The sequence below is a fragment of the Limnohabitans sp. genome (genome assembly GCF_034680285.1).
GTDB lineage: Bacteria > Pseudomonadota > Gammaproteobacteria > Burkholderiales > Burkholderiaceae_C > Limnohabitans_A.
The window spans coordinates 37,928-57,913 of record NZ_JAXITC010000009.1; the positions used below are offsets into that span (position 1 = coordinate 37,928).

Sequence of the window (19,986 nt, forward strand, 5' to 3'; positions counted from 1 at the left end):
CGCTCAGGTTTTGACTTATTGGTCAGCGAGCTTGTCGGAGTTTGTCGGAATATCGGCTTGAGAAGTCACTTTCGACAAGCTAGGCTGTATGGGTGATACACGCAGGTTCACAAGAACGGCCACTGCCTTTCCTGCTCGTGCACTTTCAAAAATGGAGATGTCATGCGAACGCCAAAAAAAAAATCCGTCAGCCAAAGCCGTCGTGGCTTCATGAAGATGGGCGCAGCAGCCGCCATCGCAGGCGGTGTCAGTGCCTGCGGTGGCTCGGCAGGTCGAGAGCGGACTGTCACGATAGAGTTGCCCGAAATGCCGGTAATGGCCGGTCCCGACAGCGCGCTTCGATTGCGGATGCCCGGTTTGCGTTACATCCCAGTCGAGCTTGCCTCGCAAGCGGGTGGAGGCGGGCCTGTGATTGCAAGGGCCCGATGGACAGAAAATCCCGAAGAGGAACAGTGGGGGATGATGACCCTGGTGCAAGCCGGAAAGGTCACCCAAAAAGGCAAAGCGCTTCAACGCGAAACAGTGCTCAGCAGCGGTATCTACCTGCCCAAAGGCAACCCCGAAAACCACCACTCGCGTCTGGCCGCCTTGCGCACGGGCATGGGGCTTGCCGTTGAAGCGGCGCCAGTACAGGCTGTCTCCGATCAGGGTCCGACGTTGACACCGAAGTCGATAGCTGAACAGATCGTGTTTCATCACCCAGAGATCATGGCGCTTGAAGAGAGCCTGGTCTCCGTGGTCCTGCAGCACATTCGCATGACCTCAGGATTCATGAATCTGGTCAATACGATCCGTGCCCGCCCATACACAAACGGCAGCGATCAAGCCTGGTGCGAAAACATCACCTTGCGCGATGACGACACAGGTGAGGTGCTGACCGACAACTCCGGCCAGATCGCCATAGACTGCCGCGTCACCGATGTGGTCATGAACGCGGCTGCCCCGGTGATTGCTGAGGCCCTACAAACCATACAGGCTGATACGGAGTTGCGTGGAAAGCTATGGAGCGTGGATCCGGCCGACGACGGCGTGACAGCCAATACCGGGGGCCTCTTGCGCGCCGTGGGCGGCTCGTCTCCGGGCTACAACATCATCAGCACGATCCGCGAGCGGGTAGGAGGGTTCCGTTTCGCGGTTGAACAAGTTGACAGCGATCCCCGCAAGCTCAAGGTCAAGATCACCAATTCATTTGTGCGTTTCGGCACGGCGTATGTCGAGTTTTTTGACGAGAAACGTGACACCTTGCCTCTTTCGCAGGACTCTGATCTGTTTGGCCCCAAGGTTTCCTCCAGAAGTGACCGCGCTTGGGAAAACGCCATTCCCAACCGGCAGTTACCTTGGACGGTCAAGGACGATCAGATTGGTCTTGTGGATTGGAGAAATAATCAGCACAGCCGACTGATCAGCCTGATCGCGCCAACATCAGTCTTCATGGGCGTGCCCACTTTTGCGTCTACCACGGAGTTTCTGGTGAATGTGCCAGCCGACGCTGCAGGGCTGCGTATCAAGGTGGGAACTTTAGGTAATTCGTATGACGACTACAGCCGGAGCGACCTCAAGATCAGGGTGTTCGGGTCCGAGAAGAATTGGGGCATCGCCTCTACTGCCGTCATCAATCTAGCTTTCCCGACACTGTCACTGATCCTGCTGGGGGGACCTGGCGTCAAAAACGCTTTGGACAGCTTTGCCAAGTCCCTCTACACAGATCCCGAAGTCCTGATCCAGTCCTTGACCACATTGATGGCGGACGTAAATTGGTTGATCGCTGCCGGTGGTGCAGGCGACCGGTACGATGTCACGGAAGCAGCTGTCATGCGCGCCAATCGGGGCCTGCTGCAGCTGCTAGCAGACCGCTTGCTCAAATGGCTGCTGAAAGGCACGGGCGGTGTGATGCTCCTGGCCGCTGCTTTAGCCGACAACGTAGCAGCGGCCATCCCCTTTGTTGGCTGGGCGCTGCGGGCTGTATCGGTAGTCAGCACGACAGCCCTACTGGCACAGACCACCGCAGCGGCAGCCGGCAGCACGGGCTATGTCGTCAACGAACTGGTGCTGGCAACGGATCTGCGGATTCGTCTTAACCATGATCTCGAAAATTTCGCGCTGCCCTCAGACGCCAAGGCCTATCGTGTCTACCTGCAGAAAAAAGGCCGCGCCGAGCCTTTCTACAAGACCGAATGGTTGCCAGTGACACCGGGTAAATCGTTGGACATCACGCTGGCCAAGATTGCTTCTGGCGGCAAGGCGCAGATCATCATCGAGTTCCAGGACAGCCTGGACGGCCGGGGTGCGCTGGTGGCCAAAGGCTATGTAGCTACTTACGCGATTACCCATGCCGATGTCGACGGGCTGGCCAATGCGACTGCCGATCATCCTGCCCTGCCAGCAGACGTGATCGTGAAGGTTCGGGCACTGGCTGGTCAACAGTATCCGGATACGCCTGCACTTCTGGCTGCCCTGGAACCAAGGCTCGGGAGTGATTTTCACAAATTCAAGCGCAGTATTGTGGGACATCTGCGAGACACTGAGGTCTCGATGCAGCTGCCCAAAGGCAGCACGGCCTTGTCTTTCGAGTGCACCATCGAAGAGCTGCTGGTGCCGCTGTCTGCTTCAACGCAGTACCAGCACGAACGCATCCTTGACTTTGACCAGACTACCCGCAAGTACCGGTGGCTCAGCACCCAGGAGCCGCCCCAGGCGCAAGCTCTGTCCTGCAGTACGAATGCCAATGCCGTCTGCGAACTTGGCAACATCACGCTGTCACAGCTCAACGGTTCGCTTGGCTATTCGTGGCGGTCATCTTCCTCGGCGCTGATTTCCTGTACGGCAGACGTTTCGAGCAGCCAGCTCTACACGGTGCAGAACATCTATGCCGGTGAGGACCCGAATCAGTCGCTGCGATCGCTGACACGCAACAGCCAGTTCTGCGGCGTGGCCGGCGGTGCCAGCCTGGTTTACGAGCTGATGGGTCCACCTGATGGCAGCGGGCAAAACTACCTCCTCGACGGGCGCAGCGGCACAGTACACGTGCGTCGTATCAATAATGTGCGCAGCGATAGCCTGCAGGTTGAAAAGCTCGGCAGCTCCTATGGCCGACTGCTGCGGCAACCCACTTCGGCCGTGCTGCACCCGGCTGGTTACCTGGTGGCTGTGCACTCGGAGGTGCATAAGTTAGAGGTGCTGCGGCTGCCCAACACCCCCTATGACGATGCCGATGCGCCCGATGCGGAGCTTTTTGCAGGGCGTGGCCTGCGCGAGGGACTTGTGTACCTGCCCCGGTGCGTGGCGGTGACCACAACGGGCTCCATCCTGGTGCTGGAGGCCGGATCGAACCGCGTGCAGGCCTTCGATCTGCTGGGGAATCCGGTGGACATGTTCCGCGATGCCCAGGAGCGGGTCAGCACCAGCTTCTCACTGCGCGACCGGGGTGCCGGCGTGACTTACCTCGACATGGGTGCCGAGGTGACGGGCTATGTCTATGTGCTCTCGCATGTTGGCGAGGGGTTGCGGCGCGAAGATTATTTCTTGGACATCTTTGATCCTGCGGGCCGTTACCTTTCCACCACCCAGCGCTTCAGCGCAGGCCGCATGATGGTAGACCGCTGGCGCAAAGTGTATTCGCTCAACCGCCAGACGCTCACCGGTCCCAGAGGCCGTATCGAGCCTACCGTGAGCAGCTGGCTGGCGCCACGCGCCAAGGCCTGAGTTGCGGACGACACAGGACTGAATATGCAGGGCAACAAGGTCGGCGAAATACACTTTAAAGGTGCAGGGCAGTGGACCAAAATGCTGGCCGCCAGCATAGGCTTGTTAGGTCTGATCGCCTGCGGTGGCAGCAGACCTGATACCCCTGACCCTGAACTGGGCTCGTTGTCGGGCAAGCTTGCCTTGCTGGGCACGCCAGGAAAAGGCATCGATTCGGCCCAGATGCTGGTTCGCGGCGATTCGGGCACAAACACCCAGTCGTTTCGAATCACGCTGAGCGAGCCGACTGTGGTGCGCTATTGCGTTGACGATGCTGATCCGAACGTCTTGCGGGTTGCGGTGAGAGATTCGGGCGATCAGCTGGTTTGGGAGCACCAGCGCTCCACGCTGGATGGACGGCCCGATTGCACCCAAGCCCGCGGCGCAAGCCTGCAGGCGGGCGAATACAAAGTGACGGTCGAGGGCCGGAAAGTGCCCGGCCCTGACAACCCTGTGTTCGTGTATTCACCCGCAGATGCAGACCGGGCCATGGTGCGAGCGCCACTTGCACCAGAGAACGAACGCTGGCCTATCCGGTTTGCTACCGGACAAGTGCTGCAGATGGCTCGAGCTGGTGCATCCGGTGCCGAGCTCACCCTCGTTGAGAAGCAAGCGCTCGAGTCTCTGGACGAGCGCCACTTTTTTTCGGTCTCACGCAAGCAGATTGGGGGGTACGAGCAAGTCAGGATGTATTCCCACAACAAGGACCAGAAACCCACAGCCATGCTGAACTGGCAAAGTGCCGACTTGCTACTCAGGATGACAAGCGCATTTGACGAGACGACCTTGCCCCTGGCACCGGTATCCGCTAGCGGCACCAAGGCGGTCGATGCCTATTTGCGTCCGCTGGGGGGCGCACGCTACGCCTATTGCTTTTTGGTCAACGCCTTTACCGAACACCGCTGTCTAGGTGCGCGCAAGGACGGCATGGCGGGCGTTTACAGGACCGATGACGGCATGTTTGCGGTGGGTTCGCGCCTTGCGAGCGCTGATCCAGACTACTTGGATGGTTCGGGGGAACTGATTGCCAATCCCCGCTACATCGTCAACACCAATCACCACGGCGGTCTACTGTCTGGTGAAGTGTTACTGTCCTTCGCACTGCCATCTACAGCGTCCTCAGGCATTCCTTCAGGCCTTCTGTACGGACAGCACTCCAGTTTCGTCCCGCAAAACTGGCGACCGGCTTGGGCGGATCTGGGGCCCGACACCGAGCTCAGTGTGGATGGTGGTCAATCATGGATCGGGGCCTCGGGCGCACTGCCACTCAAAGACGGCGAGACGGTGAAGGAGATCAAGATTCGGCGCACCCGCTGGGATCTGCTGGTGACAACACGCTCCTGCCGGGGCTGCGACCTGCGTGCTTTTGTTGGCACCTCGGGACCCTTGAATCTGAAAGATACCGATCTTAGGGGATCTTATCTGACCAATCCCAAGGATTCGACCACGGTGCGTGGTGCAGATTTTTCCAGGGCCAATTTGGCCAATGCCGATCTGACGGGCGCACTCTTGTGGGTTGGCCAGTTTGCCAATACCGATCTGACTGGAACCAACTTGCGCAGCGTCATGTTGCTCAATGTCAATTTCACGGGTGCCCAAATGCGTGGCACCGACCTGACCGCTGCGAAATTCAACAAAGTCAGCTTGGACCAGCGGAAAAGCGTGGGTGAGCGTACCGTCCTTGTCGGTGCGCGGTTTGATGGTGCAGTGTTCGAGCAGGCCACCGAGTTCGGCAGCGCGGCCATCGGCTGCACGCGCATGCGCTGGATCACAGGCGTAGCAGGTCTAGACGGTGCACGGATGCAATGCGTGGACATGTCTGATAGCGATCTTCGAAAGTTCAGGTTTGGCCGGGCCAGTAACTTTTTAGGAGCGGACGCGTTGTCGTTTCCCAGGGATGCGGGGGAGCAATGCCCCGCAGCAATACTGAGCGCACAGCCACAGACCGACGGTAGCTTTGCAGCCATTTCCTGCAGAGGTGCGTCAATGCGCGGCAGCAAGCTGACGATACAAAGCCTGCCGCTCGATTCCTGGCGCAAGGTGGACCTCTCCAGTGTACAAGTTGAGCGCAACAGCGATGGCTCATGGCCGGTATCCTTTGCAGGGCAGGACTTCAGCAAGGGGCGGTTTGACGGTTTCGACTGGAGCGGTACCGATCTGTCAGAGGTCAATTTCAGCGCGGCGTCCTTGCGCGGCGTCAACCTGGCGCAGACCACTCTGCACGGCGCTCAGTTTTTCAAGGCTGATCTTTCAACCCTTGGCAACAGTGCAGTGGCGACACAGCGTACCAGCTTTAAGGGCGCTTCCTTGCGTGGTGCCAACCTGGCTTATGCCAACGCGACCGGGGCCGATTTTTCGCAATCGGTGATGAACGCTGACCCTAAAGCATCGCCTTCAGCCAGAGAGTCTCTGCCCGCCAATTTGAGCTACCTCTATGCGCCGGGCAGCCTTTTCGAAGAAGCCGATATGGCAGGAGTCAACCTGTCGAACGCACATATCTATGGCAATTCACTGCTGAGCTTCAGGAAAGCCAATCTGTCGCAAACCAATCTGAGCAACGGGGTTTTTTCAGGGGTAAATTTCGCCGAATCAATATTGCAAGGCACCCAGTTCACTAACGCGAATCTGGTCAATGCCACCTTCACTGGCGCGACCTTGAGCAGCCTGGGTGGACAGGTGACCTCTTTCAGCGGGGCCTTCCTGCAGGGTGCCGACTTCAGCAAGGTCAACGCCTTAGGAGTCAATTTCAGCGGTGCCAACATTTCGTTCAGTCGGGGGAGCCTCTCCATCAGGCGACTCAAAGGGCCTGGGCAACTGGAGGATGTGTTCATCAGCATCGAGGCTACCCAACTGCCAGCAGTGACCGACCAGAAGACCATCTGCCCCAATGGCGCTAGTGGGCCATGCAGCGTCAACCCACTGGCCAACTGGACTGCGCTGGAATACAAGTTGCCCACCTGTGTACCGGATCCTACTGGCGAGAGCTGGTGTCCGAGCGATTGAAAATTCAATATGCACGTGTCTGTACGATTTTGGCGAGGCGGGATTGGGCGAAAAGACTTCGATCAATACCAACTCAAAAAAATTTTGCCAATGGTGATGAGTACGCTTGACGGAGATGCACCATGCAGGAAAACGCTCTGAAAAACACAGGCCATGACAAAGTCATTTCGTTAGATGTGACTAGCTCGCAGTGCTACCAGCAAGCCCTGGCAGACTTGAGGCCTATTGTTCATCGCGCATCAGACAAAAATGATGCTCACGTCCGTGAACGACATCAACCAATCACGCAGCCTGAGTTGTCACGTCGTGAGGTCTTGCGCAGGCTGCTCGGCTTACCGACCGCTGGGCTTTTGGGCGTTGGTTCTCTCGGCCTGAGCATGGGTCTTGGCGGCTGCAGCAGTACCCCCTTAGCAATCACACCGAAACTGTCCGCTGAAAATGCGGCACTACGAGCACTGGACATGGCTAAGCTGGCTGCTCAAGCTGGCACCTTCGGTGTTGGAGGTGTTCTGATTGACAACGCCAGCGGCAGGGTCGCGCACGCTCTCTCCAACCAAGTGATGGGTTCGCTGACAGGTGACGAGTTGCGTGGTGGGCAAATTCAAGCCTTCACCCAAGATCCGACGGCCCACGGTGAAACAGGCCTTGTACGCTGGTATTTTGCCAACGCTGCGGCCCTTCAACTGCCGCCTCCCGAGCAAATGACTATCGTGACGACTCTGGATCCCTGCGCCATGTGTACGGGGGCGTTGGTGGCAACAGGGTTCAATGTGGCGGTCATCGCTGAAGACGCCTATGCTGGGATTAACTGGGGTGGCCAGCAAAATTTCTCAGCCTTTCCAGAGCACATTCGCCAAAGCCTCGAACGCCAGTTTAGCTACCTTGCTATTGAGTCAGTCCGTGCCTTTGCTGGTCGTGCTCAAGGGCTGTACGCGAGGGATTCTGTTTCAGCAAAGACAGCGCGCGCCTGCAGCAATTTATTCACCGAGAGCGTTCAGAAGGTGCGGCTCTCCAGCTCCGGCGCTGGTTTAAACCCTACGCAGCTCATCGACCCCATCAGCCTGCCCATCGACAACCCGGCCCGCAAGGGGTGGCATCGAGCCTTCCCTGATGCGTTCTCAATTCGCTTAAACCACTACCGCCAACCCGACAACGCACTGCGAAATTACCTAGAGAAGTTGGTGCAGGACATGCCGGGCAGTCGCAACGCCGTCGCATTTATCGATAGTTTTGGCAACCTCTTGATGGCATCGCCCGACCGCTTTGACAGCAGTCCAATCGCCACCGCTTTTATGAACCTGACTCAGGCATATGCAAAGCTGCGCTTTGACCTGATGAACGATCCACTGAGTCGATCTCCTGCCGAAAGCTCATTCACAGCCCCTCGATATGGCACGTTCGTTTTTCTTCATGCGCCGGACCCCGAGGACCCATTGACTCTCAAGGATCTTGGTGCGTATGGATCGACTTTAGAAGGTGCAATCCCAATTTCAAGTCCCAGTCACTTCCAGTTTTACTCCCCCCCACAGAAGGGCACAGTACGACAACTCAAAGCCTTGATAGCTGCAATGCCACCCTTTTACAACCAACTGGTGAATATCGACCCGCAGCCAGTGACATGAGGCCATCTATTCTTGCTGGGCGACGCAGACAATGAAACTTCCGCCTCAGATTGCGAGCGTTAGTTGTTCCCATCAAGGCCGCAGGTAAACGTGTACAGCTTCACACACACCCGAATGAAACACACTGCTGGGACTGCAAAAGCCAATCAACACTCAGGTTTTATCATAATATTTTGTGATTATTTTCAACATAAAATTAATTAAAAACCACCTCGAACTTTTTTAAAAGAAAGACGCCAATGCGCACATTTTTGATCATTTCCTTCACACTGCTGATGCACAGTGCACATGCCGCAAACGCGAAGTTCGAGTTCCTGAAAACCGTGACGGCTCAGGAACTCAACACCATCCTGAATCAAGAACGTGAGGGCTTTCTGAAGGCCTCACCGCCAGATGCGTCCTACGCCCTGCCCCCCGTCTCTCAGGCCCGCAACGATGTGGACCTGTACACGGTCGCCTACGACTCCGTGGTGCCCGAACAAGGCCGCAAAGTTGTCCGAACCACAGGATTACTGGCATTGCCCAAGACAGATAAAAAGGGATCGCTGCCCCTGATGTCTTACCAGCACGGCACGGTGTTTGGCAAATACGAGGTCCCCTCTTTCGCCTTCAAAGCTTCGAATCCCAGCGGACACCCCCATTACGAAGGCGCTTATGAAACTCGCTACATGGTGGCACTGTATGCAGGCAATGGCATGGCCATGATGGCAGCTGACTACTTCGGCATGGGCGGTAACGCGCAGAACAACGAAGCCTACTTTGTCAAAGACAGCACACAGCAAGCCAATTTCGATCTTTACCTTGATGTGCAAAAGTTCCTACAGGATAAGGGCATGGCTCCCTCACGGCTATTTCTTGGAGGCTGGTCGCTGGGTGGTTTAAACACCACAGGTTTTGTGAACAAGCTTGAGTCAGAGGGTGTGAAGGTCGATGCTGCATTCACTGCCTCAGCACCCAATGATCCCTATGCTGCTTTGCATGGTCTGATGTATTACCCACGTGAAGGCCTCGATGCGATCTGGCTCAACACCATCGTGGCTCTGTCTGTGTTTTCTTATGAGTACTATTACAACAAACCGGGTCTGGCTCGATCGGTCATACACCCTGACCATTTCGCCAACATGCAAAGTGTCTACACACGCAGCTATGGTGCACCGACCAATTTGCTGGCCATGTTTCAGAAACTGGGGCGTCAACCGCTGCTCAATTATTTCCGGCCTGAATACAAAGATCCATCCTTCTTTGCCAAGTCTGAGTACGGAGCGTTGTTGCGCCAGAACGAAACTTATCGGCACTTGTTCAAGGCACCTGTACGGATGTATTTTGGCTCACGCGACGAAGCCATCAAAGAATCGATCGGCACCTTGGCCAGTGCATATCAGAGCATATTGATCGGCAATTCCGAAGAGCAGAACAAAAACAATGTTCAGACACAACGTGTGAGCGGTGCCAACCACCGAGCCACATTCATCACTGCGGCACCCGATGCCTTGGCCTGGCTGAATCAGCTCAAGTGATCAACACCTGCGCCTGCGCCGCCTCTGCTCTTCTTGAACGGATGCCTCGCAAGCACAGGGTCAACAGTCCAGAGTCAGGTCGGGAATACCGGTCAAGGATCGCAGTTCAATGAGGATTTCTTGGAGTGTCATTGACAAGTCCGACGTTAAGTTGGGATTGGTGAATTCAAGAACAAACAGAAACAGTGCTCCACGAAGAGTGAAACACATCGACCTACGTCTCGAATCCGGGGATTAATTCGCTGTGTTATTGAAGATCTGATGGATAAATCTGAGAAATTCATCAGGCCCCATAGATTTGCTGACTTTAACTGTAATCGGCTCAGAAGTTCTACACAATCATCCCTGTCCAACTCTTGGGGGTCAGTTCAAACCCGGGGCGATTCAGTTTTGAGGCTATAGTGGAGATAACTAACCCGCTTGAGCACCGGACTATGCAAGAGGTTGGACTGCAAGGAAGGGGCACCGAGTTTAATGGCAAATTTATACCTGTACAAAATCACAGAAGATGAGCCCTTCAAAACAAGGCGCAAGCGGATTGCAACTATTTAATTTAAAAGATGTATCGACTGTCCCCGGATGTATTTACTGGGTTATGCGGTCTACATTACGTAAGGTGGCACACAGAAAGTTCTGCACATGGTTAAGGCTCCGCAAGTTCAGCCCATCGTCCCAGAGCGGGAGACAGACACTCTCCAACGCTTGCCCTATTTCCTTGGCATTTCAGGTCAAACGGTAGGAGCTACCGGTCTGTCCATGCACTTGGTGGTTATCCCGCCAAGTGCCAAGGCTGAGCCTCACGTGCACTTGGGGTACGAAACAGGCATTTACGTATTGGAGGGCATGGTCCGCACGCGGTGGGGTGAGAACCTCGAGCACGAAGTGATCAGCACCGCTGGCCAGTTCCTATTCATCCCAGCAGGCGTGCCGCATGACGCCACAAATCTCAGTGCGAGCGAACCGGCCAGAGCAGTGGTAGCTCGAAACGACCCAGCGGAACAAGACAGAGTTGTCCCTTACGTGGTCGCTGGCGAGCCTGGCAAATCTGGCAGCAGTGCCGCCTAGCCCAGTCGGTAGAGACGTCACGCAACGGCATGGTCATACAAACACGCCCAACGTCAAACTGCGCTATGAAAAGTGTCTAGGAATTTGGGGGAATGCCAATTGGGTCGAAAGCGGCCCTTGGTTTGCTTGATGGAGAGTGACAGCAACCAGCGGCGGATTCAACCGGTCGATGCAACGCATTCGCTGAACATCTCAGCGGGCGTATGGAAGCCGAGCGTTTTGCGTGGCCTCTCGTTTAATTGTCGCGCAATCGCGTTGAGCTGAACCTGCGAATAGCCCGAGATGTTCACGCCCTTAGGCAGGTACTGTCTGAGTAGTCCATTCGTGTTCTCGTTGCTGCCGCGTTGCCAAGGGCTTTGCGGATCGCAGAAGTAAACCTGGATGTCTGTGGCCATTGTGAATTTCTTGTGTGCGTGCATCTCTGTGCCTCGGTCCCAGGTCAGCGATTTGTAGAGCTCTTGGGGCAGTCTGCGGGCGCTCTTGATGAGTGCGTTGACGACCGTCTGCGAGTCCTTGCCATCAAGCTTCACCAGCATCACATATCGCGTTTGACGCTCAACCAGTGTTGCAATCTGGCTGCTGCCACTGCCAAAGACCAAGTCTCCCTCCCAGTGTCCAGGAACGGCTCGGTCTTCCACGCAGGCAGGCCGCTCACTGATCGAAACAGCATCAACGATCTGCCCATGAATTGCTGTCTTCTGGGTGTAGTGGCGAGATCGCCGCATTCCGCGGGTGCGCCTGAGGTGCGCCAACAACTCTTTCTTCAAAGCGCCACGTGCTTGAATGAATAGGCTGCGGTAGATGGTCTCATGTGACACGTGATAGCTTTCGTCGCACGGATAAGTATGCTTTAGCCAGCCTGAGATTTGTTCCGGAGACCAGAACATCCGCATTTTTTTCGCCACGATGTGGGCTAATCTGCGGTTCTCACGCAGCTTGCAGCGCTTTGGTCGTCGCGCACGCTCCCAAGTAGCTTGGTCGGCTTGGTTTGCACGATAGCTTTCTTTGCCTCCATTGCGCTTGATTTCTCGACTGATCGTTGATGGAGCTCGTCCAAGCCTGGTGGCTATGGATCGAATCGATTCGCCAGAGACCAAAGCCCTTGAGATTTCTTCACGCTCGGCAAGCGTTAAAGCTGTCGATGAGCGTGATCGTTGAGCCGGTCTGAACCCGCCTGTTTCTGCAAGTATTCGGTGAATCGACGTGTGTGGCCTATCGAAGATCTTGCCAATCTCATGCAAAGTAAAGCCTTGTTTCCAGCGCTCCCACATCAGCGCTTTCTGGCTATCGGAATAGTAAATCCTTGGTCGTCGCTTCATCTGCAACACTCCTTCCGTTTTCGCGGTGGTTAGTATGTTGCATCGACCGGTTGAATCCGCCGCCTTAAACAGTCATTACCTTAGCCTGCCAACGCCACAAAAACTGTTTTTTCGTCCTCGCGTAACTCGTTCATTTTTATAGAGGTGACAGGCGGACCAGCCGGACTCCGGCCTGCGCTGGCTGGGTCAGTTCAGAGGGGTCGTTTTTCCTTTATTGACGGGGTCTGCACGATGCGCTGCACAACGCGCTGCAAATGGGCTCGCCTCTCAGAAAACCTTCAGCCTGACCGAGTCAAGCTGCATCACCCGTGCGATGCAATCATTGGTTTTATCAGCGTCAATCCACCGCATGATGCACACCAACTCCAGCTCGGGGTCCACCCAGGTGATGGAAGAACCCGCGCCAATGGCAAACCAGGAGCTTCGGGGTGCATCTTTGAACAGCGCGCCGTCTTTGTTCAACCAAATCAGGTAGCCGTAATAGGGCGCGATGTCGCAGGGCTGCTGCATCATCTCGAGCCACTTTTTGGACAAAATTTGTTGGCCTTGGTATTGGCCTTGCCCCATGAGCATCAGGCCAATCCGCGCTTGGTCCATGGCTGAGATCGACACCCCGCCACCCCAGTGGCTGCCCCCGGGGACAGACATCATGCGTTGGCCGTTGACTTGGGTCCAGCCTTGTTCGTAACCCACCCATTGAAAGTCATCTGAACAGCCCAGCGGTTTTCGGAAAAATTCTTCAAACACCTCGGGCAGCGGGCGCTTGAACAAGTGCAGCAAGGCCAATGACAGTTGGTTGATGCGCACGTCGTTGTACTCAAACCGGGAGCCCGGCTCGCCCAGTGGCCGGGCATCGCCCTTTTGGCCATCGGCCTGACCCGTTTGGTAAGCCAGCCAGCGGTAGCGGTCCACTTGTTCGGGAATGCCCAAACAAGTGCCTTCCCATTCGCTGGTTTGCTGCAGCAAATGGTGCCAAGTGATGCGCGACAGCCTCTCGCCTTCGAAGCCAATGCCGGGGCATTGCTCGGCCACAGGCGTGTGGACGTTGGGGATCAGGCCCTGGTCGAACGCCAAGCCTGCCAGCAAGGCCAAATAAGTCTTGGCCACACTGAAGGTCAGATCGGCCTTGTGGGGCTCGCCCCACTGGGCCAACAACTGGTGTTGATGAAACAAAACCCCAGACACGGGCCCTCTGCCGTGCACCGGGCCATACAAGCGGTTGTAGGGCGGTGGGTCTGCTTCATGGATGCCCCAAGGCGGCGAGGTATCACGCGACCAGGGTGTTTCACACGATTGGATGAATTCAACGGTGGATGCCAGGGAGGGGGTCATGTGCAAGCTCGCTTCGGTCAAGGGGGGAACTGGGCGACTGTTAGCCCAGGGCCGCTTTGGCGGCCTGCTGGGATTTGTACACCAGCTTTCGGGCCATGCTCCAGCGGTGGACTTCGCTCGGGCCGTCATAAATCCGGAAGGCACGCATGTCCATAAAAATGCGCATCACCGGTGTTTCGGCCGTCACGCCCTGGCCGCCGAGGATTTGTACACAGCGGTCCACCACGCGCCATTCGGCTTCAGAGCAAGCCACTTTGGCGCGGCTCGATTCAAAACCGCCTTTGTGGCCTTGGTCGAGCAACCAAGCGGTGTGCCAGATGTGCAGGCGGGCGGTGTGCAGGTCGATGTCGTTGTCGGCCAGCATGAAGCCCACGCCTTCGTGTTCGGCCAGCGGTTTGCCAAAAGCATTGCGGCGGCTGGCGTAGGCCAGTGCAATGTCGTGCGCACGGCGGGCCTGCCCCAACCAGCGCATGCAGTGCGTCAGGCGGGCAGGTGCGAGCCGAATCTGCGCGTAGCGAAAACCCTGACCCACTTCGCCCAGCACGTCTGTAGCGGGCACGCGCAGATTCTCAAATCGCAGCACGCCGTGGCCACCCGTGAAGCAGTTGTCCATCGCGTCCATGCTGCGCTCAAGCGTGATGCCCGCTTTGTCCATGTCGGTCAAAAACATGGTGGCCGTGCCGTCTTCCATTCGCGCCATGACGATGATGTAATCCGCGCCGTCGGCCCCGGTGATGAACCACTTGAGGCCGTTGATCACGTAGTCGTCGCCATCGCGTACTGCGGTAGTTTGGAGCATCGACGGGTCAGCGCCCGCGCCGGGGGCGGGCTCGGTCATGGCAAAGCACGAGCGCGTGAGGCCCGCCACCTGCGGGCGCAGCCAGCGCTCTTTTTGCGCCGGGGTGGCCACTTCTTCCATGAGGTGGATATTGCCTTCGTCGGGGGCGTGGATGTTGAGCGCGGTGGGCCCCAAGTTGGAATAACCGGCTTCTTCAAACACCACCGCTTTGGCGATGTGGTTCAGGCCCAGACCCCCCATGGCCTTGGAGGCGTGTGGCGTGAGCAAGCCCGCAGCGCGTGCGCGGGCCACCAATTCCTGCCGCAAATCTTCGGACGAACCATGATGGCCGTGGCGCGGGTCACCCTCCAGCGGGATCACCTGATCGGCGATGAACTGCCTTGTGCGGTCACGCAGGGCCGCTATGTCCGGTGGGATGTCGAAGTTCATGGTCAGGGTATTTCAAATCGTTGAACAGGGTGTCTGGTCACGATTGGAAAGGCTGTGCGGGGCTTGTCCTGTCCGGCCTGCGACTTGCTGTCGCCCGGGCGTCTTTTCTCGGAGCTTGAAGTGGCCTGTCATCTGGGCGGCATGCCCTAGAACAGGCGGGTGCTAGTCTGCACGCCACGGGCCCAGACTTGAATAGGCCCTTGCCCTCAAAAGGAAAACCATGAAGCTCTACACCGCCCACCGCGCCCCGAGCCCTCGCCGGGTGTTGATGTTTTTGGTAGAGAAAAACATCACCGGTATCGAGATGGTCAGCATGGACCTGAACGGCGGCGAGCACCGCCAGCCCGAGTACCTGGCCAAGAGCCCGTTGGCCAAAGTGCCTGCGTTGGAGCTGGACGACGGCCGTGTGATCACCGAGACAAGGGCGATCTGCACTTTGCTGGAGGGCCGCTACCCGGAGCCCAACCTGATGGGCGAGGGCGATGAGCGCGGTTTCATTGAGATGGCCGACCGGCAGGTGGAGCTGTATTTGCTGGGTGGCATCGCCAACGCGATCCGCCACAGCCACCCGGGCTTGGCGGCTTTAGAGAAACCCCAGTTTCCGGAGTTTGGGCGCTCGCAAGCCGAGAAAGTGCGCGATGTAGCGCGGGGCTTTGACCAGCGCCTGCAAAAGCAGCCCTTCATCGCGGGCGAGCGCTTCACCATCGCCGACATCACCGCGTTTTGCGCCTTGGAGTTTGCACGCGGCCTGATGAAATTCGTGCCCGGCGACGAGGGCATGAGCGCCTTGCAGGCTTGGCGCGACCGCATGAACGAGCGGCCAAGCGCCAAAGTTTGAGCCGCAGGCTGAGGTTAAGCCGATGGTTGTTTCAGGAGCGCCTCTGTAGGAGCGGTGCCCTCGCCGCCATCAAGCCCCTGAGACCACCACCGATCGCCCCGAGGGCGGGGCTCCAACAGGGCCAAATCTTGCTCAGCAAGGCGTGATCAGCTGAACACGCCGCCGTATTCCTTGCGCAGGTCGTTCTTCTGAACCTTGCCGGTGCCGCCCACGGGCAGCGATTCGAGGAACACCACATCGTCGGGCACCCACCACTTGGCGACCTTGGTGGTGAGGAAGTCGAGGATCTCTTGCTTCTCCAGCGCCTGGCCGGGCTTGCGCACGATGAACAGCAGCGGGCGCTCGTCCCACTTGGGGTGCTTGACGCCAATCACGGCGGCCATGGCCACGGCCGGGTGACCGATGGCGGCGTTTTCCAGGTCGATCGAGCTGATCCATTCGCCACCGGTTTTGATCACATCCTTGGTCCGGTCGCGGATCTGCATGGTGCCGTGGGCGTCAATCGTGGCGATGTCGCCCGTGGGGAACCAGCCGTCCACCAGCGCGGTTTTCTCGGCCTTGAAGTAACGCTCCACGATCCACTGACCGCGCACCATCAACTCGCCTTGCGATGTGCCGTCGCGGGGCAGGGTCGCGCCGTTTTCATCGACGATTTTGATTTCGATGCCTGATACGGTTTTGCCTTGTTTGGCCACGATGGCGTGCTGCTCGGCGGCGGGCTTGAGGCGGTCGGCCCGGCTCAGGTTGCTCATGGTGGCGACAGCCGTGGTCTCGGTCATGCCCCAGCCGTGGCGCACTTCCACACCGTAGTTGTCCATGAACTTGGCGATCAGCGCCATGGGCATGGCTGAGCCGCCAACCGCGGTGCGTTTCATGTGGGCAAAGCGCAAGTTGTTTTGCTCCACATGCTGGATCAGGCCCATCCAGATGGTGGGCACGCCTGCGCTGATGGTGACCTGCTCGCTGTCCATCAGTTCGTACAAGCTGGGGCCGTCGAGCTTGGGGCCAGGCAAGACCAGCTTGGTGCCTGCCACCAGCGCGGCATAGGGGATGCACCAGGCGTTGATGTGGAACATGGGCACCACGGGCAAGATGGTCTCTTGTGTGGACAGGCTCAGCACATCGGGCAGACAGGCCATGGTGGCGTTCAGCACGATGGCGCGGTGCGTGTACAGCACGCCCTTGGGGTTGCCGGTGGTGCCCGAGGTGTAGCACAGCGCAGCGCCGGTTTGATCGTCCAATTCGGGCCAGTCGAAGCTGTCGCTGTGGCCGGTGAGCAGGCCTTCGTAATTCATCACATTGGCCACGCCCTCGATAACGGGTGTGTTGACCGCATCGGCCAGGCACACCCAGGCGCGGACTTTGGGGCAATGCGCGGCAATGCCTTTGACCAGCGGCGCGAAGGTGGCGTCAAACAGCACCACCTCGTCTTCGGCGTGGTTGATCACATAGATCAGCTGCTGGGGGTGCAGGCGCGGGTTGCAGGTGTGCATGACCATGCCGCTGCCCGAGACGGCGTAATACGCCTCCAGGTGGCGGTGGTTGTTCCAGGCGATTGAGCCGACCGCGCTGCCGGCCTTCAAACCCATTTGGGCCAGCGCGTTGGCGAGCTGACGTGCGCGTTTCGCGGTGTCGGCATAGGTGGTGCGGTGCAGTGGGCCATGCGTTTCGCGCGAGACGATTTCTTGGTCGCCGAATTGCGCAGCGCCGTGTTCAAGAATGCCCGAAATGAGCAGCGGGCGATTCATCATGAGGCCGGATGTGGACATGGTTTTTGTCTTTAATGGTTTCGAATTTTTTACAGCAAGGCCGCGTACACCAGGTCGCGGAACAGGGGCCGATAGTAATCTCTTTGGTTGGGTGCTTGAATCATCAACATGGCATACATGTCGAGCGCCGGGTCCACAAAAAAGGTGGTGCCCGCGATCCCGCCCCAGTAATACAAGCCCACCGAGCCGGGCACCGGCGACAAGCCCAAGTGGGTGCGCACCGCAAACCCGAGACCAAAGCCGTGGCCCGGCGGCAGCAGCGTGCCATCGGCCGGGATGCCGCCCAGATGGTCGGATGTCATGTAGTCCACCGTGTGCGGGCCCAGCAGGCGCACCCCGTTCAGCTCGCCCCGGTTGCGCAAGAACTGCAAAAAGCGGGCGTAGTCCAGGGTGGTGGACATGAGTCCACCGCCGCCACTTTCCATGGCGGGCACTTCGCGGGGTTCGATCACCTTCATGGGTACACCACCATCAGGGTCGTACGCAAAAGGTTCGGCAATGCGGTGGTGCTGCGCGGGTGGTACGGAAAAGCCTGTGTCCACCATGCCCAGTGGGCCAAAAATTTCAGTTTGTAGGAACGACCCCAGGCTTTGCCCGCTCACCACCTCGACCAATCGCCCCAGCACATCGGTGGCGCGGCTGTAGGCCCACACGGTGCCAGGTTGGAACTGCAACGGCACGCCCGCCAGCGTTTGAGAAAACTCAGCGTTGGTCCGCTCGCGTGAGGCGATCTTGACTTGGCCGTACTGCTGCTGCACGGGCGATGTACCCAAAAATTCATAGGTCAGCCCGGCCGTGTGGCGCAGCAGGTCTTGCACCGTGGCCTCTTGCTTGACCGGCTCCAACCCCTGGGCGGTGGCCACTTTCTGGTTTTTGTACTCGGGCATCCAGCGGCTGACCGGGTCGGAGAGCAGCAATTGCCCGCGTTCAACCAGCATCATCACCGCCACCGACACGACCGGCTTGGTCATCGAATAGATGCGAAAGATGCTGTTGATCTGCATGGGCTGGCCTGTGCCGGGGTCTTGCTGGCCCACGGCCTCCAGAAGGGCGATCTGCCCGCGCCGGGCGACCATGGCCACAGCGCCTGGCAACCTGCCGCTGGCCACTTCGCGTCGCAGTACGTCCATCAGTCGCTGCGCTCGCTCGGGGCACACGCCCACGTCAGCAGGGTGTGCGTGGGTCAAAGCGGGGTGAGTGGTCATCGGGTGCTCCTGAAGAAGGATGTTTTGTACACCAGCACGGCGCAGCGGGGTATCACCTGCGGCGCAGACGCCCGCCGGGCTTGTCGCCCATGTGTCAAAAGAGATAACCCTCGCACTGCGCGAGCGTTGCTAGACTGGATTCATGCGCATTTCAGAACTCTCTGCCAAGACCCAGGTGTCGGTGCACCGCTTGCGGCGGTACGAGGCCGATGGCCTCATTGACAGCCAGCGACTGCCCAACGGCTACCGCGACTACGAGGAAAAAACCGTCCAACACGTCATCTTCATCGCCATGTCGCGAGAGATGGGCTTTTCGCTGCCCTTCATTGCCGAGTATTTGCCGCGCTTCAAAACGGGCAAATTGTCGGCACAAGACATGATCGACGCGATTTTGGCGCGTGTGGCCGAGATCGACCAGGTCATCGCCGAACACCAAGCATTGCGCAAGAAGCTGATTGACCACATCGGCTGGTTTGAAAACAAGCAAAGGAAATCGCAATGAGTCCACTCGACATGTTGAAAAAAATCAATGCCATGGCCGAATTCAACCGCTGGTGCGGCATTGAGGTGACCGTGGCCGAACCCGGCTTTGTGGAAATCCAGATGCCTTGGCGTCCAGAGGTGGGTCAGTATTCAGGCTTCTTGCACGCAGGCCTGATCGGCACATTGATCGACACCGCGTGCGGCTTTGCAGCCGGTACGGTGGCGGGGCCGAATTTGCTGGCTGCCAACTTTTCAGTCAATTGCCTGCGACCTGCGGTGGGGCAAAAGTTCATCGCTCGGGCTCGGGTGGTCAAACCCGGCAAAGCACAGGTGTTCACCAGCTGTGATTTGTTTGCGGTGGATGCAGAAGGCGAAAAGCTGGTGGCGAACGGTCAGACTTTGCTCACGGTGGTTCAAGCCGCGTGACCGATTCAGAACGGCCAATGGCCCTCAAGCCGCAGTTGCCGCAAATCGCCCGCGCAGATAGGTCACGATTTCGGTCGAGTCCTGCAGCCAACGGGTTTGACCATCCGCTTCGGTGATCTTGAGACACGGCACCTTGGTCGCGCCACTGCCTTGCAGCAATTCATTGCGGTGATCGGCATGGTGCTGCGCATCGCGCTTTTCAATCGGCAGCGACAAGCGACGCATTTCTTGGCGCACCTTGATGCAAAACGGGCAGGTGCTGAACTGGTAGAGCGCCAGGCTTTGGCAGGCTTGGTCGACCGCGGCTTGCTCGGCGGGTGCGCGTTGCACGCCAGCGGGTTGGGTCAGGCGCTCTTTGAGCAGCATGACGGGGCCGAGCACGATGCGCAGAGTTCTGAAGAATGCTCGGATGACGGTTTTCATAAGGGTCTCAACAAT

Annotated in this window: 14 protein-coding genes; 8 read left to right on the top strand and 6 right to left on the bottom strand. The window is 58.0% G+C overall.

Annotation, left to right across the window (positions count from 1 at the left end; all coding sequences use genetic code 11):
- Window positions 1–162: 162 nt before the first annotated feature.
- The 5 genes from SWE17_RS08940 (at window position 163) to SWE17_RS08960 (ending at window position 10,948) form a co-directional block, all read left to right on the top strand.
- Window positions 163–3,702, top strand: coding sequence for a twin-arginine translocation signal domain-containing protein (locus SWE17_RS08940; protein WP_322992755.1), 3,540 nt, complete (start codon window positions 163–165; stop codon window positions 3,700–3,702).
- A 24-nt stretch (window positions 3,703–3,726) separates the two neighbouring features.
- Entirely contained in the window at window positions 3,727–6,744 is a 3,018-nt protein-coding gene (locus tag SWE17_RS08945; RefSeq protein ID WP_322992756.1) for a pentapeptide repeat-containing protein, read from the top strand.
- 122 nt (window positions 6,745–6,866) lie between these two features.
- The gene (locus SWE17_RS08950) at window positions 6,867–8,366 is read left to right on the top strand and encodes a hypothetical protein (protein ID WP_322992757.1); all 1,500 of its coding nucleotides are present in this window, start codon (window positions 6,867–6,869) and stop codon (window positions 8,364–8,366) included.
- 239 nt (window positions 8,367–8,605) lie between these two features.
- A complete protein-coding gene (locus SWE17_RS08955) occupies window positions 8,606–9,883 on the top strand; it encodes an alpha/beta hydrolase (protein ID WP_322992758.1) in 1,278 nt (425 codons plus the stop codon).
- A 756-nt stretch (window positions 9,884–10,639) separates the two neighbouring features.
- A complete protein-coding gene (locus tag SWE17_RS08960) occupies window positions 10,640–10,948 on the top strand; it encodes a cupin domain-containing protein (RefSeq protein WP_322992759.1) in 309 nt (102 codons plus the stop codon).
- A 158-nt stretch (window positions 10,949–11,106) separates the two neighbouring features.
- Here SWE17_RS08960 and SWE17_RS08965 read toward each other — a convergent pair whose 3' ends face one another.
- From SWE17_RS08965 to SWE17_RS08975, 3 genes are all read right to left on the bottom strand, one after another.
- A complete protein-coding gene (locus tag SWE17_RS08965; protein WP_322992760.1) occupies window positions 11,107–12,267 on the bottom strand; it encodes an IS30 family transposase in 1,161 nt (386 codons plus the stop codon).
- Between the two features lie 267 nt (window positions 12,268–12,534).
- Window positions 12,535–13,599 carry a serine hydrolase domain-containing protein gene (locus SWE17_RS08970; RefSeq protein ID WP_322992761.1) on the bottom strand — a complete coding sequence of 355 codons (1,065 nt, stop codon included), beginning with the start codon at window positions 13,597–13,599 and terminating at the stop codon, window positions 12,535–12,537.
- 40 nt (window positions 13,600–13,639) lie between these two features.
- A complete protein-coding gene (locus tag SWE17_RS08975) occupies window positions 13,640–14,827 on the bottom strand; it encodes an acyl-CoA dehydrogenase family protein (protein WP_322992762.1) in 1,188 nt (395 codons plus the stop codon).
- 220 nt (window positions 14,828–15,047) lie between these two features.
- Between SWE17_RS08975 and SWE17_RS08980 the strand changes: the two genes are divergently transcribed.
- Window positions 15,048–15,665, top strand: a complete 618-nt coding sequence (locus SWE17_RS08980) for a glutathione S-transferase family protein (protein ID WP_322992763.1) — start codon at window positions 15,048–15,050, stop codon at window positions 15,663–15,665.
- Window positions 15,666–15,811: 146 nt separating this feature from the next.
- Here the strand turns inward: SWE17_RS08980 and SWE17_RS08985 are convergent, their stop codons facing one another.
- Window positions 15,812–17,434, bottom strand: coding sequence for a long-chain-fatty-acid--CoA ligase (locus SWE17_RS08985; protein ID WP_322992764.1), 1,623 nt, complete (start codon window positions 17,432–17,434; stop codon window positions 15,812–15,814).
- 29 nt (window positions 17,435–17,463) lie between these two features.
- On the bottom strand, window positions 17,464–18,639 hold the full coding sequence (locus tag SWE17_RS08990) for a serine hydrolase domain-containing protein (protein WP_322992765.1): 1,176 nt from the start codon (window positions 18,637–18,639) through the stop codon (window positions 17,464–17,466).
- Between the two features lie 142 nt (window positions 18,640–18,781).
- Here SWE17_RS08990 and SWE17_RS08995 point away from each other — a divergent pair, with 142 nt between their 5' ends.
- Together SWE17_RS08995 and SWE17_RS09000 are read left to right on the top strand one after the other, a co-directional pair.
- A complete protein-coding gene (locus tag SWE17_RS08995) occupies window positions 18,782–19,141 on the top strand; it encodes a MerR family transcriptional regulator (RefSeq protein ID WP_322992766.1) in 360 nt (119 codons plus the stop codon).
- Window positions 19,138–19,548 (top strand): PaaI family thioesterase, encoded by a 411-nt coding sequence (locus tag SWE17_RS09000; protein ID WP_322992767.1) that lies wholly within the window; start codon window positions 19,138–19,140, stop codon window positions 19,546–19,548. Before SWE17_RS08995 ends, SWE17_RS09000 begins: the two co-directional genes overlap by 4 nt.
- A 24-nt stretch (window positions 19,549–19,572) precedes the next feature.
- Here the strand turns inward: SWE17_RS09000 and SWE17_RS09005 are convergent, their stop codons facing one another.
- Window positions 19,573–19,971: a glutaredoxin gene (locus tag SWE17_RS09005; RefSeq protein ID WP_322992768.1), complete on the bottom strand. Its 399-nt coding sequence runs from the start codon at window positions 19,969–19,971 to the stop codon at window positions 19,573–19,575.
- Window positions 19,972–19,986 lie beyond the last annotated feature (15 nt).

What these genes read in the sequence shown, in the direction of transcription:
- SWE17_RS08945 (WP_322992756.1), top strand. Translation starts at nt 3,727, where the DNA reads ATGCAGGGCAACAAGGTCGGCGAAATACACTTTAAAGGTGCAGGGCAG.
- SWE17_RS08990 (WP_322992765.1), bottom strand. Translation starts at nt 18,639, where the DNA reads ATGACCACTCACCCCGCTTTGACCCACGCACACCCTGCTGACGTGGGC.
- SWE17_RS08955 (WP_322992758.1), top strand. Translation starts at nt 8,606, where the DNA reads ATGCGCACATTTTTGATCATTTCCTTCACACTGCTGATGCACAGTGCA.
- SWE17_RS08995 (WP_322992766.1), top strand. Translation starts at nt 18,782, where the DNA reads ATGCGCATTTCAGAACTCTCTGCCAAGACCCAGGTGTCGGTGCACCGC.
- SWE17_RS08940 (WP_322992755.1), top strand. Translation starts at nt 163, where the DNA reads ATGCGAACGCCAAAAAAAAAATCCGTCAGCCAAAGCCGTCGTGGCTTC.
- SWE17_RS08970 (WP_322992761.1), bottom strand. Translation starts at nt 13,599, where the DNA reads ATGACCCCCTCCCTGGCATCCACCGTTGAATTCATCCAATCGTGTGAA.
- SWE17_RS09005 (WP_322992768.1), bottom strand. Translation starts at nt 19,971, where the DNA reads ATGAAAACCGTCATCCGAGCATTCTTCAGAACTCTGCGCATCGTGCTC.
- SWE17_RS08965 (WP_322992760.1), bottom strand. Translation starts at nt 12,267, where the DNA reads ATGAAGCGACGACCAAGGATTTACTATTCCGATAGCCAGAAAGCGCTG.
- SWE17_RS08985 (WP_322992764.1), bottom strand. Translation starts at nt 17,434, where the DNA reads ATGTCCACATCCGGCCTCATGATGAATCGCCCGCTGCTCATTTCGGGC.
- SWE17_RS08950 (WP_322992757.1), top strand. Translation starts at nt 6,867, where the DNA reads ATGCAGGAAAACGCTCTGAAAAACACAGGCCATGACAAAGTCATTTCG.
- SWE17_RS09000 (WP_322992767.1), top strand. Translation starts at nt 19,138, where the DNA reads ATGAGTCCACTCGACATGTTGAAAAAAATCAATGCCATGGCCGAATTC.
- SWE17_RS08960 (WP_322992759.1), top strand. Translation starts at nt 10,640, where the DNA reads ATGCACTTGGTGGTTATCCCGCCAAGTGCCAAGGCTGAGCCTCACGTG.
- SWE17_RS08980 (WP_322992763.1), top strand. Translation starts at nt 15,048, where the DNA reads ATGAAGCTCTACACCGCCCACCGCGCCCCGAGCCCTCGCCGGGTGTTG.
- SWE17_RS08975 (WP_322992762.1), bottom strand. Translation starts at nt 14,827, where the DNA reads ATGAACTTCGACATCCCACCGGACATAGCGGCCCTGCGTGACCGCACA.